The following is a 15,792-nucleotide window of genomic DNA, read 5'->3' on the forward strand; positions in this document are numbered from 1 at the left end:
CGCGCCTCTGCACCATTTTGGGACGATGTGTTTACCGTCCGTTGGGAGGGCGGGAAATGCCGGGCGGGGGAGATTCGGGCGTGACGTTTGTCTGCGGATTCGCCGCGGGCAGCGGAGCCTTCGCCCGCAGCGCGCTCAATCTGGGTGGGGATCGCTTTCGTGCGATCGCCTCCGCGACGATCGGCCGCTATTCGGCGATCGCAGAAAAGATGGCTTTAACCGGCCATCGCCGGATTCAGATCGACGAGGCGGTTGCTCATCACATAAAAGGTCAGCTCGGCGTTATTGCGCAGCTTCATTTTTTCGAGCAGCCGGGTGCGGTAGACACTGACCGTCTTCACGGATAGCGATAACGCCAGGGCGATATCCGTCAGCCGCTTGCCGGACGCGAGCATGCATAGCGTCTGGTATTCGCGGTCCGAGAGCTTTTCGTGCGGCAATTGTTCGCCGTCGAACGAGACGTAATCCGCCAGCGCTTCGGCCATGGCCGGGCTGACGTATTTACGGCCCGCCGCGACCTGCTGGATCGCGCCTATCATCTGCGCGGCGTCGACGGTTTTCGACAGGTAGCCGGCGGCGCCTGCCTTGAGCGCGCGGACGGCGTATTGGTCTTCGCGGTACATCGAGAACATCAGTACAGCCACGCGCGGCGCTTTGCGCTTCAGACGCTTGAGCACTTCGACGCCATTCATGTCGGGCAGCGAAATGTCGAGCAACACCACGTCATAGCTGTGCAGGGCGACGGCCTCGAGCGCTTCGGCGCCGCTTTGCGCTTCGGTGACTTCGCGCGCCACGCCGCGGTCGAGCAGCAACTGGCGGACGCCTTGGCGAACCACCGCGTGGTCGTCGGCGAGCAGGATGCGCAGGCTCACGATTGCAGCGCGCGACGTTTGGCGCCCAGTGCGCTCGCCAGCATCGCATCCCACGCAAAGCGTGCACGCACGAGCGTGCCGCGCGACTCCTTGCTGCCCTCGCCGCGGCATGAACCGACCCGCCGTGCGCTGACGTGCAGCGTGCCGCCGAAGGCGGCGCAGCGCGCCTGCATGCCGCTCAGGCCGAAATGGCCACGACGGCTGCGGGCGTTGCGCGCCATACCGATGCCGTCGTCGCTGACGATCAGGGTCAGGTGACGGCGGCCGGTTTCGATCCGCACGTCGGCGGATTCGGCGCGCGCGTGCTTGGCAATATTGTTCAGCGCTTCCTGGGCAACCCGGAACACGGCTAGCGCCGCGTCGGCGGGCAGGCGGGTGAGCCGCGCGTCGGCGGCGCAGACAAAACTCGTGCGCAGGTTCGTGCGCGCGGCGAAGTCGCTGGTCCAATGCCCCAGCGCGCCGACGATGCCCGCCTCAAGCGATGGCGCATGCAGTTCCGCGACGGCCTGGCGGCTTGCAGCGCACACGGCGTCGAGCGAGCGATTCGCGACGGCGAGCGCGGCGGCGCAATGCGGCGGCGCATCGGCGGGCAGCCAGGTTTCGACACCGGCAAGGGCGAAACGCGTCGCGGTGAGCTCGGCGCCGACGCCGTCGTGCAGCTCGCGCGCCACATGCCGGCAGGCAGCTTCCCGCGCCTGCACGAGTTCAGCCGACAGTTCACGCACGCGAGCGCGCAGTTGCGCGAGTTCGCGCTCGGCGGCGGATTGCGGCGCGGCGTGTGCAAGTGAGGGCGGAGTGTGGGTGCCAAACGGGACGACAATCGACGTATCCATGAGTTTCCCTCTCAGGAAGCAGTGTGGACAGCGAAGCGGGTGCGCATCGGCGGCGCGAAGACAAAAGAACGCATGCGAGTCTCTGGCCTCCAGTGGTGTCCTTTACGCGTGGTGCGCGACAGACAAATTGCTACGGTACGACGTAACGAAATTTACATTCTGTAACATGCCGGCCGTGCCACGGTGGGCATGTAAACCGACCGATCGTGCGCCGCGATGATATCTTAAAAAAAGAAAAAATGCAGGCATACCAAGGGTTAGCGCGTACATTTCACGCAATGGTTGATGTTGTGCAATGCTGGGTTTGTAGGAAGAATGCTGACGCTAAATGTCAGGACGATGGCGCCGATTTGTAACTGAGCAACAAAAAAGGAGCCCGAAGGCTCCTTTCTGCTGAGTAAGCGGCGCTAGCCGCTCAATCTGGGCGTCCGTTTAACCCACGAACGCCTTTTCGACCACGTAGTGACCCGGCGCGTTGTTGCTGCCTTCCTGGAAGCCCAGGTCGTCGAGCAGTTTGCGCGTGTCGCGCAGCATGTGCGGGCTGCCGCACAGCATCACACGGTCATTTTCGAGCGAGAAGCCCGGCACGCCGAGGTCGGCGAACAGCTTGTCGGTTTCGATCAGTTCGGTGATGCGGCCGCGGTTCTGGAACGGTTCGCGCGTCACCGTCGGGTAGTACAACAGCTTTTCCTGCACTAGTTCGCCGAGATGCTCATGTGCCGGCAGGTGATCCGTGATGTATTCCTTGTACGCCAGTTCGTCGACGAAACGGCAGGTATGCGTCAGGACCACGCGCTCGTAGCGGTCGTAAATGTCCGGATCTTTGATGATCGACATGAACGGCGCGAGACCCGTGCCGGTGGACAGCAGCCACAGCGTCTTGCCCGGCAGCAGGTTGTCGGCCATCAGTGTGCCGACCGGCTTCTTGCCGATCAGGACTTCGTCGCCGACCTTCAAATGCTGCAAACGCGACGTGAGCGGGCCGTCCTGCACCTTGATGCTCAGGAATTCGAGGTGCTCTTCGTAGTTCGCGCTCGCGAGGCTATAGGCGCGGATCAGCGGCTTGCCGTCGACTTCGAGGCCCACCATCGTGAATTGACCGTTTTCGAAACGGAACGACGGATCGCGCGTGCAGGTGAAGCTGAAAAGCGTATCGGTCCAGTGATGGACGCTCAGGACGGTTTGTGAATTCAGGTTGCTCATGGCTTCTTGGATAGTGCGAAAACAAAGGCGGCCAGTCGTTTGAGCCGGCCGGCACGGCAAGGGCGATGCTGCGCTAACCCGAGCTCGGGAATCACGCGCAATCCGCTATTTTACCGCGCCCGCTGCCAGAGGGCTGCGACGCGGAGGTTGAGCGTGGTGAAGCGGGTTACCGGACCTGGAAGCGTCGGCGCCGGTTAGGGATACGATCGGCGCCGTGAAGTACGTTGGCGTGGTTGCGACCGCGCTTCAGCAAGGGTACGGCGATGGGCGAAAACCGCGCAGGGCGGTTGCCATCGGTTGTCCGGCATGCGCCGGATAGGCGCGGCACACGGGCAACATTTTCAAGATCATACCGAAACCCGCCGTGCGCCGCAGCATTGACCCTGCTGATAAAACTGGCAAAAGCAGCGGGAATGGGTACGAAAGGTCGGGAAATCGGGCCGCCGAGGCGCGATGCGCAGAGTGGGCGGGTTCACTATTGCGTATGCCGTCTCACCGTGCATTGTTGGTACACAAAGGTGACGTGGCGATCGATAAAATAGCCTGAAATCGTTGCGGGACAGGACTCATGGTGTTTTGTGCCTTGATTACGCCAGTGCGCGAAGACCAGGTGGCAGTCGCTTTAACCGCCGCCCCTCATTGCTGTATAAGACTCGCCGCACTTCCTGCTTTGATTACGCCGGGGCCGCCACACGCTTCTTGCCACGCTGCTTCAACACTCTCGCCTGCAACACGATCACAAGCAGCAGAAACACCCCGCGAATCACCGACTGCCAGTACGCCGAGAGGCTAATGAACCCCAGTCCGTTTTCGAAATTCAGCAGATTGAACACCAGTCCGAGCAGCAGCACGCCGGCAATCGTCATCGCGATCGAGCCTTCGCCGCCGGTCAGCAGGGTGCCGCCCAGCACCACCGCCGAGATCGCGAACAGCTCCCAGCCGACGCCTTCGTTCGGTTGACCCGCGCCGAACTGCGCGGCCAGGATCACGCCCGCCATGCCGGCGAGCAGGCCGCTTACCGCGTAAGCCATCACCAGTGTCCGGTCGACGTTCAGGCCCATCAGCCGCGCTGCTTCCTCGCTGCCGCCGATGGCCAGCGAATGCCGTCCGAAGCGCGTGCTGCGCAGCGCTAGCCAGCCGGCTACCGCAGCGACTACCGCGACGATTCCTGGGATCGGCAGGCCGAACAGATCGCCTTGACCGAAGTTGCCGAAGTTCGAGTCGGCGGCAATCGACACAGCGTCGTTCTTGCCGAGCAGCAGCGCGACGCCGTGCGCGCCGAGGCTGGTCGCGAGCGTCACGATGAAGGGCAGGATTTTCAGCCGCGTGATGATCAGGCCGTTGAGCGCGCCGACGGCCATGCCCGCCGCGCAGCCGGCCACGACTGCGACCCAGCCGCCGTAAGCGCTGGTCAATGCGGCGACGACGCTTGCCAACGCAGCCACCGTGCCGACCGACAAGTCGATTCCGCCCGTGATGATCACGAAGGCCATGCCGATCGAGATCAGCGCGAACATCGAGTTATAGCGCCAGAACGAGGTGATGTTGTAGGCCGAGCCGAAATGGTCGTAGCGCACGAGGCCGAGCACGATCAGCGCGACGAGAGCAAGGAGGATAGGAAGGTTCTTTTTCATCGCATCGAGTCCGAAGTATCCCTGAGGCGCTAGCGCGAGCGCCGCTGCACATAAACCGCCGCGACGATGATGCCGGCCTTCACCACCAACGCCGCCGCGTCGGGAATGCCGTGCGCGAGCAGCGTATAACGCAGCAACTGGATGATCAGCGCGCCGATCAGCGTGCCGCCGATATATGCCTTGCCGCCCGTGAGGGCCGTGCCGCCGACCGCCACCGCAGCGATCGCATCGAGTTCGACGCCGAGCCCCACCACGTTTGCATCCGACGACGAATTCACCGAGATCGAGATCAGGCCTGCCAGTCCCGCGAGCGCGGCGCACAGCGTGTAAGCGATCAGCTTCACGGCGGCCGTGGGCACACCGCACAGATAGGCGGCCTTTTCGTTGCCGCCGGTGATCAGCAGATACTGGCCGAACAGGGTCTTGCGCACGACCCACGCGAACACGGCGACCAGCGCAAGCATCAGCAGCACCTGAAACGGCACACCGGCGACCTTGCCCAGTGCAATCCACTGGAACGCGGGGGTGTTGAACGCCTGCAGGCTGCCGTCAGTGACCACCTGGGCGATGCCGCGCCCGGCGATGAACAGTACCAGCGTCGCGACAATTGGCTGGACGGATAGCCTCGTCACCAGCAAGCCGTTGAAGACGCCGCACGCGGCGGCGGCCAGCACTGGCAGCACGAACGCGAGCGCAATGCCGCCGGGCCCCGAAATGTTCAGGAACAGCATGGGCGCGAGCGCGCCCGAGATCGCCATTGACGCGCCGACCGACAGATCGATGCCGCCCGTCGCCACCACCAGCGTCATGCCGATGCCGACTATCACGATCGTCACCACCTGCGTCATGTTGACGTTGAAGGTTTGCAGCGACCAGAAGTGGGGGGTGAAGATCAGGTTGAAGAGCACCATCGCGAGCAACACGATCACTTCGCGTTGCATGGCCAGGTGCCGCCATTTCTTCACTGCCGATGCGGCCGTGGCGCGCGGCGCGGTTGCGTCCGGCCTCTGCGGCGCGGTTTGGGGTTGCGGCGGTTCGGTGTGCAACGACTCAGTGTGCAACTTAAGCGCCATGACGGTCGCCCTCCAACGCGTCTTCGATATGTGCGGTCTGGGCGGCTTCGGCCAGTTGCGACTGGCCTTCGCTGCCGTAGGCGATGGCGTCCATTATCGCTGTCTCGCTCATGTCCGCGCCGTTCAGTTCGGCGACCGTGCGGCCGTCGCGGATCACCACCGCGCGGTCGGCCACCGCCGTCAGTTCCTCGAGTTCGGATGCGGACAGCAGCACTGCGAGGCCTGCATCGCGCAGTTCGCGCACGATCTTCGCCACGTCGGCTTTGGCGCCGACGTCGATGCCGCGCGTCGGTTCGTCGAGCAGCAGCAGAGACGGCTCGGCGGCGAGCCAGCGCGCGAGCAGGACCTTCTGCTGATTGCCGCCCGAGAGTTCGCGAATCGGCTGGTCGGCCGAACGCAGCTTGATACCGAGCGACGCAATGAAACGGTCGACAATTGCCTGCTGTTTCTTCACATCGACCACGCCGTTCTTCGCCAGCGTGCGCAGGCAGACGAGCGTGAGGTTGTCGCGCACCGAGAGTTCGGGGACGATGCCTTCGGCTTTTCGGTCCTCGGTGAGGTAAGCGAGGCCGCGCGCGATGGCGTCCTGCGGCGACTTCAATGCCACCGCCTCTCCGCCAATCGTCAATGACCCTTGTTCGAGAGGATCGGCGCCGAACATCAGGCGCATGGTCTCGGTCCGGCCCGAACCGAGCAGGCCCGCGAGACCCACGGCTTCGCCCGCATGCACGTCGAGCGACACGTCGCTCACCCTCGGATGGGTGCCCAGATGCGTCGCGACGATGGCCTGCTTGCCGCGCCGAGCGAGGTTCGCCTCACGCGCCGCGGCGTCTTCCTGCACGACGGCGGCAAGCGTGCGGCCGAGCATCGTCGTGACGAGTTGAAGTTTGTCCATCTCCCCCATCGTGCTTTGCGCGACCGTCTGGCCGTCGCGCATCACGGTAACGCGGTCGCACAGCGCATACAGTTCGTCGAGCCGGTGCGAGACGAAGATCACCGCGCGGCCGTCGTCGCGCAGTTTGCGCACCACGGTGAAGAGCAATTCCACTTCGCGTTCATCGAGCGACGAGGTGGACTCGTCCATGATGACCATCTTCGTGTCCGACGAGACGGCGCGCGCGAGCGCCACCATCTGCTGGATCGCGGTCGAATAGCGGCTGACCGGCTTCTTCACATCGATCTGCAAACCGAACGATTCGAGCAGGGCGGCGGCGCGTTGCTGCACCGCGCGCCAGTCGATCAGGCCGAAGCGGCGTGGCTCGCGGCCGAGGAAAATGTTCTCCGCCACCGAGCGGAACGGCACCAGGTTGATCTCCTGATAGATCGTGCTGATGCCGGCTTCACGCGCCTGCTTCGGCGTGCGGAAATCGACTTCGCGGCCTTCGAATCGCACGCTGCCCGAGCCGCGCCGATACGCGCCGGTCAGGATCTTGATCATGGTCGATTTGCCGGCGCCGTTCTGGCCGATCAGCGCGTGCACTTCGCCGGCTGCCACGCTCAGGTTGGCGCTGCGCAACGCGGGTACGCCGCCGAAGCTGATGCCGATGTCCTGCATCTCGAGCAGCGGCGGACGGGTAAGGGGAGAGTGTGGCGTCTCTTTGCCGGATTCCGTCACGGGTGTCCTCCTGATGCGTGTGCTGCATGCGTTGCACGTCCGAGCCGCTGTGGCCATTCGTTCGGGCTCTGTTCAGGCAGTGTCGCCGAACCATGTTACGCCGCATAAAAGCGAAGCGACGGCCCGTGCTGCCACGAACGCGTCGCTCCGAACCCTTCCCGTCACCTGCCCCCCGAGGAGAGTGATTCGGGGCGGGGACGTCCTGCGGGCACTGCCCCCAAAGAGGCTTTCTTCGAGGAATGGCGCGTGGACACTCCGCTAAAGCACTGCCCTCAAGCTACAAAAACCGCACGCTCGGCTGCAGCTGTCGATCAATAGCCGTACTGCATGCTCTGCTGCACGTTGCTCTTGTCGTAGAAGCGGTCGGACACCTTGACCCACGTCGGGATCTTTTCGCCCTTGGCGTAGCGCTGGGCGACGTCGCAGGCGAGCGGGCCGAAGAACGGGCTCGACTGCACGCTCGCGCCGAGTTCGCCGGCGGCGATCGCGTCCATGCCGCCCTTGGTGCCGTCGATCGTGACGATCTGGATGTCTTTGCCCGGTTGCTTGCCGGCCGCCTTGATCGCGGCGATCGCGCCAAGCGCCATCTCGTCGTTATGCGCGTAGACGGCGGTCACGTCCGGATGCGCCTGCAACAACGTTTCCATCACCTGACGGCCCTTGTCGCGCGCGAAGTCGCCGCTTTGCGACGCAATGATCGTCATGCCCGGATTCTTCGCGATGATTTCGTCGAAGCCCTTCTTGCGATCGTTCGCCGCGGATGCACCGGTGGTGCCCTCGAGTTCGATGATCTTCGCCTTGCCGCCGGTCGCCTTGACCAGCCAGTCAGCGGCACGATGGCCCTGATCGATGAAGTCGGAGCCGATGAAGGTGATGTAGTCGCGACCCGCCTTGGCCACCGACTGATCGACGTCGCGGTCGACCAGGATCACCGGAATGCCGGCCTTTTTAGCTTGCAGCACGACCGGCGCAAGCGGTTTTTCTTCGCGTGGCGGGAACACCAGCAGATCGACGTGCTGCGCGATCATGCTTTGAATGTCCGAGACCTGTTTGGAGTTGGAGCCGTTGGCGTCGGTCATCACGATCTGCCAGCCGCACTTTGCGGCGACGTCCTTGAAGCTTTTGGTTTCCGCGAGACGCCACGGATTGTTGCTTTCAGTCTGCGCGAAGCCGACTTTCATCGGCGTCTTGTTGACTAGCTTCGGCAGCGCGTCGTCGGCGTGCGCCGTGGCGACGCCGAAACCGATTGCCAGAGCCAGCAGCGAACCTGCCAGCGGACGAATCTGTTGCTTGCGCGCGTGCTTGCGCGACTGCGTGTTGAGCGACGCCATTGTCTTCCTCCAGTACCTGGTGAGGTGTATTTGCTTTTTAGTGTTTCTCCTGCCGGCCGAGCGCTTTCACCCTGACCGGACGTGCCGATTATTTCACCGAGAATTATTATCGGTCAATCACTAATAATATTAATTATTGGCTTTTTTGCCTCGGTAATTACCCTGACCGAGCCGCGTTCGACGAGCGGTCCGTCGAGTTTTACGAGCCGATGCCGAACCGGTGCGCCGGCTTCGCGGTTGTGTTCTTCCTGAAGCAAGGTTTCGACGGCCCAGCGTCCCAGTTCGTAGTTCGGCAGCACCACCGTCGACAGCGGCGGATGCGTGTGACGGGCAATTTCCTGGTCGTCGTAGCCGAGCACGGAAATGTCTTCGGGCACGCGCAGGCCGAGTTGCTTCAAGGCCTCGATCGCGCCGAGCGCGGTCAGGTCGTTGGCGCAGAAGATGGCGGTCGGCGGATGAGTCTCGCGCATCAAGGAGAGTGTCATTTCGAAGCCGACGCCCGAACTCCAGTCGCCGTCGCGTACCAATTCCGGTGCGTACGGCAGGTCGGCGGTGACGAGCGCGGTGCGATAGCCCTTGAGGCGGTCTTTCGAGGCATCCTGCCACGGCTCGCCGTTGATGTAGCCGATCCGCCGATGCCCCGACTGCAGCAGATAGTCGGTCGCCAGATGGCCGCCCGCGACCTCGGCGGGCACCACCGATGAAAACCCGCCTTCGCTCGTGTAGCAGTTCAGCAGCACGGTGGGCACCTTCGAGAGCGCCGCCGGCGGGGTGACCTTGCGGGTGTAGACGGTCGCGTAGATCACGCCGAATACGTGCGGGTTCGACAACGTCGCGTCGAGCACCTGCTTTTCGATGTCGGCGTTGCCGTGCGTCGAGTAGACGGCGAGCATCTTGCCGCTCGCATAGGCCGCGTCGCGCGCGCCATCGATGTTGACCACCGGATGCGGACTGGTGGAAATCTCGTCGGCCAGATAGACGATCAGATTGCGCTCATCGTCCGAAACCGATACCGGTTCGCGCAGCGAAAGCCGGTAGCCGAGATCGTGCGCGGCCTTCAGCACCTTGTTGCGGGTGGTCTCGGAGAATTTTGCGCCGGTCGCGTTGTTCAGAACGAGCGAGACGGTGGATTGCGACACGCCGGTGAGCTTGGCGATATCGGTCATGGTCGGACGGCGTTGAGTCGATTTTTTCATTGTGTGAGCCGCGCTGCAGCGGCGCGAAAGCAGGAGCATGCCGGTGGCATGTGTGGTGCTGACGGTACCACTAATAATATGTGTGCGACAACGCGCGCTAACCCGTCATTTGGGAGTTTTGATAAGACACGGGATGGCTTGTTTAGATCATTTTATTACTAATAATATTGACCGATCCACTTTGGCGTGCGATTCTCGGTCGCGCGGACCCTGACGGTTCGCCGGCCGCGCGCTGTGCGTGGCACGTCATAGGAGACATCGATGCGCGTTCATGCAGCCATCCGCCTGAGGCCCGGCCTTTTCTGACCATGCGCGACGTTTCCTTGAACCCGGTCCGGCCCTTCGTCACTGAGCTCACCGAGCTCACATGGCTCGACGACCCCGTGATCGCCCCGACGCTTGTCACGCTCGCGGCGGGCGCCTTGCGGGTGGTGATCGCGCCTGAAGTAGGCGGCGCGCTGGCGGCTTACTACGAGTCGACGCCTGAAGGCCCGCTGCACTGGCTGCGGCCGGCCACGCAAGCGGCGTTCGATGAACGCGATCCGCTGCGGATGGCGAGCTTTCCGCTCTTTCCCTACTGCAACCGGATTCGCGACGCACGCTTCCAGTTCGACGGCGGCACGGTCGATCTGAGCGGCAATGATCTGCGTTTTGCGCACGCGCTGCATGGCAATGCGTGGCGGCATCCGTGGCGGGTGCGGGCACGCGCGGAAAGTTCGGTGGAATTGCACTTCGAACACGAACCGGATTCGCAGCAGCCCGGGGACTGGCCGTTTCGCTATCGCGCGCAGCAACGCATCGAGTTGATCGGCGGCGCGCTGCGCATCACGTTGTCCGCGCAGAATCTCGGTGACCGGCCGATGCCCTTCGGCATGGGCCATCACCCGTACTATCCGCGCACCGCACAGACCCGCGTCTACGCGGACGTGCAAGCCATGTGGCATGCCGACGCTGACGTGCTGCCCACGCATCTCGGCCCACACCCCGCGATCGAGGCGCTGCGCGACGGCATGTCGCCGGACGCATTCGAGCTCGACAACAACTTTGCTAACTGGTCGCACGAGGCGACGATTGCATGGCCCGACGAACACCGTCAACTGACGATGACCGCCGATGCGCCCTTCGATCACTTGGTGGTATTCGCGCCGGCGAACGATGCGCAACTGTGCGTGGAACCGGTGACGAACACCACCGATTGTTTCAACGCAGTCGGCATGCAGGAACAGGTGGGTGGATGCGTGTTGCTGCCGGGCGAGGAAATCGCCGCGACGCTGGTATGGACGCCGCGAAGAGGCTAGCTCACTCCACCCGCAACCGCGCCATATAGGGCAAGTGATCTGACAGCCACGCGGTTTCCTGCGTCGGCTGGATCCATTCGATCGGCTGCATGCCACGCACGAACATCTTGTCGAGTGCGAGCGCCGGCGAGAAGGCGGGGAATGTGCGGCCCGATTCGCCGAGCAGCGTCGCCACTTCCTGCAAGCCATGTTCCGCGAAGAGCGGCACCGAGTCGTTACGCCAGTCGTTGAAGTCGCCTGCCAGCACCAGCGGACCTTCCGGTGCTTCCTTCGCAATCCAGTGTGCGATCCAGTTCATCTGCCGCAAGCGCGCCGAGCGCGTGAGCGCGAGATGCGCGCACAACAGCGTGACCGAATGACCGCCGAAGGTTGCCCGCGCCACCAGCAAGCCGCGCTTTTCGAAGCGATGCGCGGAGATGTCCCAGCGCCCGCCGAGATCGAGTGGATGTGGCGACAAAATCGCATTGCCATGCCGCCATGACGGCTTGAACACGTTCGGCCCAAGTGCGATTTCGAGTTCGGCGGCGCGTGCGATCTCAGTAGCCTGGCAATGCCAGACATCGCTTAACGGATCGGCGAGCGGCGAGCCGAAGCTACTTGCCAGGATCGGCGAGGGCATGCGCCGCGCCATCGCTTCCTGCAAAAAATACGCGTCCGCATGGGTCGACTGAACCCAGCGCTGCATCGCCTGCCAGGCTTGAAAACCGAGCGGTGTGCGGCCTTTGTGCAGATTCCAGCTCACCGCAATGAAATCCTTGGGCGCTACGCTCTCGCGGATCAATTCTTCGGGGTTTCGCATGCCGCATTGTCCACGTGTTCTGTTGGGGCTTCAGTTATTCGCTTGAGTTCACTTTGAGTCGCGCTGGATTGCCGCCTGTTTGCCTCAATTCGGGCTGTTCGCGAGACTCGCACGCACGCGATAGACCAGGTTCGGATTCTTGTCGACGATCGTCCAGCTGGCCCATTGGCCTGCCGGCACCTTCAGGCCGGGATGGCTCGCGTTCACCTGACGCGGTTGCGGCGGCAGCTTGCAGCCGGTATCGGTTTGCTGCGCGGCGTCTTCCTCGAACGTTTCCTGGGCTTCGATCGACAGGGTGACCGCGTTCGCATTCGCCTGCAGCGGCGAGACCGTCAGCGTGCGCGCCAGATCGATGCTGCCGCCAGGCTGATCTTTACAGCCGACGTTATGCTGCACCACCTTGTGATGCGTGTCCGTGCGCGCCTGGCCGACGGTGGTGGTGCCGTCGAATGAATCGATCTGCTGGCCGTCGCGCATGACCTGCAATTGCCATTGCACGGCCTGCTGGGCCGACCCTTGCGCATTCGCAAGCAGCGAGGTGCCGAACAATGCGGCGGCCAGCACGGCGGCGATACTGTTTTTCCACATAAAAAGAGTCTCCGGTCACTGCATCCGGCAGAGTAGTCAGAGGGCCATCTTACGCCTGATGGGCTGAACGCTTTTCTGACACTTCAAACAGGGCCGGGTTCAGCAACACACTATTTCAGGTGAGGTGGGGCGCCCCCGAAAACAAGCTGTTGTTAGCAGCAGAGCCGCACGACTGCTGGCTTGCACACGAATATGGCCTCGTTACACTGGACTTGAAACGGCGCCCACCAGGTGCCGCAGCAGCAGGACCAGTCAGACGGGGTGAGCCATGACAACAGCAATGGTCAAACAGGAAATCGCCGTGGCGTCTTTCAGCCGGGTATACGACCTCGATCAGGTCGAACACGCGCTGAACGATCTCGGCGAGGGCGCGAACGAGGCGCTGCGCGCCACTTACGAAAAGATGCTGAAAACCGGCAATCTGCGCTTCTGCGTCAAGCCGAACCGGATGCCCTCGATCGACGACCTGATCGAGGCGCTGCCCAACTTTTCAGAGCCGCTCGACGATATCCGCAAGCAGGTCGCCTTGTGTCTCGAGACCGAAGACCGGCTCGAACTGATGCCGATCCTGCTGCTTGGCGACCCGGGCATCGGCAAGACGCACTTCGCCAAGCAGTTGGCGCGCCTGCTCGGCACCGCCTATCAATACGTGGCGATGAGTTCGCTGACGGCGGGGTGGATTCTGTCGGGAGCCTCGTCGCAGTGGAAGAACGCGAAGCCCGGCAAGGTGTTCGATGCGCTCGTGAACGGCAGCTACGCGAACCCCGTGATCGCCGTCGATGAAATCGACAAGTGCACCGGCGATTCGCAATACGATCCGCTCGGCGCGCTGTACGCGCTGCTTGAGCACGACACGGCACAGACCTTTATCGACGAATTCGCCGAGATTCCGATCAACGCCGGCCACGTGATCTGGATCGCCACGGCGAACGACGAGCGCTCGATTCCGGAGCCGATCCTCAACCGGATGAACGTGTACGAGATTCCGCCTCCGGATCGTGATGGCGCACGCCGTATCGCTCAATCGATCTACGACGAGATTCGCTCGGCGCATAACTGGGGTCTGCGTTTTCCCGAAACGCTCGGCGACGCGGCGCTCGATGCGCTGAAGCTGGCTTCGCCGCGTGAAATGCGGCGCGCGATTCTGAATGGATTCGGCGCGGCGCGCATCGACGGGCGGGATCGGATCGAAGCCGGCGACATCCGTCTGGATTACGGAAATCGCCGGAAACCAATTGGTTTTTGAGGTTTTTTACCCTTTTTTTGCTTGAAAGCCGCCTTCTGACGGCTTTTTTATGGCTCAGAATCGGGCGTCCATACGAAAAACACAATAAATGCTTCGGCAATTGTTGCTAATTGTGAGATGCGACTGCATTTCACCACAGGGCATGAGACCGCATCGCGCCCGCATGAAGATCGAGCGTGGCGACCTTCGACGGCGTACACTGACTCCGTCCGGCCTATGCGTTTTAGAGCTTCTCCAGACAGAAATGCCCGCAGTCGTCCGTGCGGGCATTTCTGTCTGTGCAGCGTCGTACAATTTTGTAAGGCGGTTGCGTAAGGCCAGGTGCGTTCGACAGCGAGCGGTGTGCGGTCCTCGATAGCCGCATGCTGTTTTCATCTATATCGGGTGAACGAGGCAGTGCGCGGCGAGGTCAGCCGCGTCAAGGGACATGGATCAAATCGAATGTGTGGTGATCGGCGCGGGCGTGATCGGTCTCGCGGTGGCGCGCGCGCTGGCGGCGCGCGGGCGCGAGGTGATCGTGCTGGAAGCGGCCGAAGCAATCGGCGTGGGCACCAGCTCGCGCAATAGCGAAGTGATTCACGCGGGGATCTACTATCCACGTGGTTCGTTGAAAGCAGCGCTCTGCGTGCGTGGCCGCGAGATGCTCTACGACTACTGCGTCGAGCACAACGTGCCGCATTCGCGCTGCGGCAAACTGCTGGTCGCCACCTCGCGCAATCAGATTCCTCAACTCGAAAGCATCATGGCGAAGGGCCGTGAGAACGGTGTGCTCGACCTGATGCGGATCAGCGGCGACCAGGCGCAAGCGCTCGAGCCCGCGCTCGAATGTGTGGAGGCCGTGTTCTCGCCGCAGACGGGCATCGTTGACAGTCACCAGTTGATGCTGGCGATTCAGGGCGACGCCGAGCGCGACGGCGCAGTGTGCGCGTTCCATGCACCGGTCGAGGCGATCGAGGCGAGCAACGGCCGCTTCATCATCAAGGTGGGCGGCGGCGCACCGACCACGATCAGCGCCGCCTGTGTGATCAACAGTGCCGGTTTGCAGGCGAACGCGCTGGCGCGCACGATCCGTGGCCTCGACGCGCGCCATGTGCCGCCGCTCTACCTCGCGCGCGGCAACTACTTCAGCATCTCGGGGCGCGCGCCGTTCAGCCGTCTGATCTATCCGATGCCGAACGAAGCCGGCCTCGGTGTGCATCTGACGATCGATCTCGGCGGCCAGGCGCGTTTCGGTCCCGACGTCGAATGGGTGGATGCGATCAATTACGATGTCGACCCGCATCGCGCAGATTCCTTTTACGCAGCGATTCGCGCGTACTGGCCCGCGCTTCCCGACGACGCGCTGCAGCCCGCTTATGCGGGGATTCGTCCGAAGCTTTCCGGCCCGGGCGAGCCCGCCGCCGATTTCGTGATCCAGGGGCCGGCCGCGCATGGCGTGCGCGGGCTCGTCAATCTGTTCGGCATTGAATCGCCGGGATTGACGGCCTCGCTGGCGATCGCGCAGCGCGTCTGCGAATTGAGCGGCCGCGCCTAATCGTCGCACCCCGGGTTTTCACCCGGGGTCTTGCGTCACGTGATTTACCGGCACGCTGTGCTCGATGTTCGGGCGCGGCGTCGTACCAATTCGCTTATCTCTATCATTTGAGTCGTCACGCGCGACGGCTTCGTTGCTATCCTTGGGGACCGCTGTCACCAGAACGGCGATCAGTTCAATATAAATGGAGTGAGTCCCCATGAAATCTTCCCGTCGTACGTTTTTGATCACTAGCATCGGTGTGGCATCTACGTTTGCCCTGTCGCGCCAGGCTTTCGCCGACGCACCGAAGGTCGCCGAGACCGATCCGACCGCACAAGCGCTTGGCTACAAGGCTGACGCGAGCAAAGTCGACAAGGCCAAGTTCGCGAAGTATGCAGCGGGCCAGGACTGCGGCAACTGCAGCTTTTATCAAGGCAAGCCGACTGACCCGTACGCGGGCTGCCCGATGTTTGCGGGCAAGCAGGTCGCGAGCACGGGTTGGTGCAGCGCATATAACAAGAAGGCCTGATTTCGTTTCTGCCGCGCATACGCTCAGTGGCGCGGCAAATGCGCTGCAACATGACGGCG

Annotated in this window: 14 protein-coding genes; 4 read left to right on the plus strand and 10 right to left on the minus strand. The window is 62.9% G+C overall.

The window, feature by feature from the left end; genetic code table 11:
* Positions 1-215: 215 nt before the first annotated feature.
* From rqpR to KHO31_RS14595, 8 genes are all read right to left on the minus strand, one after another.
* Entirely contained in the window at positions 216-872 is a 657-nt protein-coding gene (gene rqpR / locus KHO31_RS14560) for a response regulator transcription factor RqpR (protein ID WP_201071932.1), read from the minus strand.
* On the minus strand, positions 869-1,705 hold the full coding sequence (locus KHO31_RS14565; protein ID WP_201071936.1) for a sensor histidine kinase: 837 nt from the start codon (positions 1,703-1,705) through the stop codon (positions 869-871). Before KHO31_RS14565 ends, rqpR begins: the two co-directional genes overlap by 4 nt.
* A gap of 432 nt (positions 1,706-2,137) precedes the next feature.
* On the minus strand, positions 2,138-2,908 hold the full coding sequence (locus tag KHO31_RS14570) for a ferredoxin--NADP reductase (protein WP_201071939.1): 771 nt from the start codon (positions 2,906-2,908) through the stop codon (positions 2,138-2,140).
* Positions 2,909-3,582: 674 nt separating this feature from the next.
* Positions 3,583-4,542 carry an ABC transporter permease gene (locus KHO31_RS14575; protein ID WP_201071942.1) on the minus strand — a complete coding sequence of 320 codons (960 nt, stop codon included), beginning with the start codon at positions 4,540-4,542 and terminating at the stop codon, positions 3,583-3,585.
* Between the two features lie 29 nt (positions 4,543-4,571).
* Positions 4,572-5,483: an ABC transporter permease gene (locus tag KHO31_RS14580; protein ID WP_407945939.1), complete on the minus strand. Its 912-nt coding sequence runs from the start codon at positions 5,481-5,483 to the stop codon at positions 4,572-4,574.
* Between the two features lie 121 nt (positions 5,484-5,604).
* A complete protein-coding gene (locus tag KHO31_RS14585) occupies positions 5,605-7,170 on the minus strand; it encodes a sugar ABC transporter ATP-binding protein (RefSeq protein ID WP_236060860.1) in 1,566 nt (521 codons plus the stop codon).
* Positions 7,171-7,541: 371 nt separating this feature from the next.
* A complete protein-coding gene (locus KHO31_RS14590) occupies positions 7,542-8,561 on the minus strand; it encodes an ABC transporter substrate-binding protein (protein ID WP_201071950.1) in 1,020 nt (339 codons plus the stop codon).
* A gap of 113 nt (positions 8,562-8,674) precedes the next feature.
* Positions 8,675-9,757 carry a LacI family DNA-binding transcriptional regulator gene (locus KHO31_RS14595; RefSeq protein WP_211623606.1) on the minus strand — a complete coding sequence of 361 codons (1,083 nt, stop codon included), beginning with the start codon at positions 9,755-9,757 and terminating at the stop codon, positions 8,675-8,677.
* Positions 9,758-10,065: 308 nt separating this feature from the next.
* On the opposite strand from KHO31_RS14595, the gene KHO31_RS14600 reads away from it, so the two are divergent.
* Positions 10,066-11,055: an aldose 1-epimerase gene (locus KHO31_RS14600; protein WP_201071957.1), complete on the plus strand. Its 990-nt coding sequence runs from the start codon at positions 10,066-10,068 to the stop codon at positions 11,053-11,055.
* Between the two features lies 1 nt (position 11,056).
* Here the strand turns inward: KHO31_RS14600 and KHO31_RS14605 are convergent, their stop codons facing one another.
* Positions 11,057-11,854, minus strand: a complete 798-nt coding sequence (locus tag KHO31_RS14605) for an endonuclease/exonuclease/phosphatase family protein (protein ID WP_201071960.1) — start codon at positions 11,852-11,854, stop codon at positions 11,057-11,059.
* A gap of 84 nt (positions 11,855-11,938) precedes the next feature.
* On the minus strand, positions 11,939-12,442 hold the full coding sequence (locus tag KHO31_RS14610) for a hypothetical protein (RefSeq protein ID WP_201071963.1): 504 nt from the start codon (positions 12,440-12,442) through the stop codon (positions 11,939-11,941).
* A 268-nt stretch (positions 12,443-12,710) separates the two neighbouring features.
* Here KHO31_RS14610 and KHO31_RS14615 point away from each other — a divergent pair, with 268 nt between their 5' ends.
* From KHO31_RS14615 to KHO31_RS14625, 3 genes are all read left to right on the plus strand, one after another.
* Positions 12,711-13,688 carry an AAA family ATPase gene (locus KHO31_RS14615; RefSeq protein WP_201071966.1) on the plus strand — a complete coding sequence of 326 codons (978 nt, stop codon included), beginning with the start codon at positions 12,711-12,713 and terminating at the stop codon, positions 13,686-13,688.
* Positions 13,689-14,115: 427 nt separating this feature from the next.
* Positions 14,116-15,222, plus strand: a complete 1,107-nt coding sequence (locus tag KHO31_RS14620; RefSeq protein WP_201071969.1) for an NAD(P)/FAD-dependent oxidoreductase — start codon at positions 14,116-14,118, stop codon at positions 15,220-15,222.
* A gap of 199 nt (positions 15,223-15,421) precedes the next feature.
* Positions 15,422-15,733 carry a high-potential iron-sulfur protein gene (locus tag KHO31_RS14625; protein ID WP_154558896.1) on the plus strand — a complete coding sequence of 104 codons (312 nt, stop codon included), beginning with the start codon at positions 15,422-15,424 and terminating at the stop codon, positions 15,731-15,733.
* Positions 15,734-15,792 lie beyond the last annotated feature (59 nt).

The sequence above is a fragment of the Paraburkholderia domus genome (assembly GCF_905220705.1).
Taxonomy (GTDB): domain Bacteria; phylum Pseudomonadota; class Gammaproteobacteria; order Burkholderiales; family Burkholderiaceae; genus Paraburkholderia; species Paraburkholderia domus.

Coding starts and splice junctions, on each gene's coding strand:
- KHO31_RS14585 (WP_236060860.1), bottom strand. CDS start 7,170: ATGCAGGACATCGGCATCAGCTTCGGCGGCGTACCCGCGTTGCGCAGC.
- KHO31_RS14565 (WP_201071936.1), bottom strand. CDS start 1,705: ATGGATACGTCGATTGTCGTCCCGTTTGGCACCCACACTCCGCCCTCA.
- KHO31_RS14615 (WP_201071966.1), top strand. CDS start 12,711: ATGACAACAGCAATGGTCAAACAGGAAATCGCCGTGGCGTCTTTCAGC.
- KHO31_RS14600 (WP_201071957.1), top strand. CDS start 10,066: ATGCGCGACGTTTCCTTGAACCCGGTCCGGCCCTTCGTCACTGAGCTC.
- KHO31_RS14605 (WP_201071960.1), bottom strand. CDS start 11,854: ATGCGAAACCCCGAAGAATTGATCCGCGAGAGCGTAGCGCCCAAGGAT.
- KHO31_RS14580 (WP_407945939.1), bottom strand. CDS start 5,483: ATGCAACGCGAAGTGATCGTGTTGCTCGCGATGGTGCTCTTCAACCTG.
- KHO31_RS14625 (WP_154558896.1), top strand. CDS start 15,422: ATGAAATCTTCCCGTCGTACGTTTTTGATCACTAGCATCGGTGTGGCA.
- KHO31_RS14610 (WP_201071963.1), bottom strand. CDS start 12,442: ATGTGGAAAAACAGTATCGCCGCCGTGCTGGCCGCCGCATTGTTCGGC.
- KHO31_RS14590 (WP_201071950.1), bottom strand. CDS start 8,561: ATGGCGTCGCTCAACACGCAGTCGCGCAAGCACGCGCGCAAGCAACAG.
- KHO31_RS14570 (WP_201071939.1), bottom strand. CDS start 2,908: ATGAGCAACCTGAATTCACAAACCGTCCTGAGCGTCCATCACTGGACC.
- KHO31_RS14620 (WP_201071969.1), top strand. CDS start 14,116: ATGGATCAAATCGAATGTGTGGTGATCGGCGCGGGCGTGATCGGTCTC.
- KHO31_RS14595 (WP_211623606.1), bottom strand. CDS start 9,757: ATGAAAAAATCGACTCAACGCCGTCCGACCATGACCGATATCGCCAAG.
- KHO31_RS14575 (WP_201071942.1), bottom strand. CDS start 4,542: ATGAAAAAGAACCTTCCTATCCTCCTTGCTCTCGTCGCGCTGATCGTG.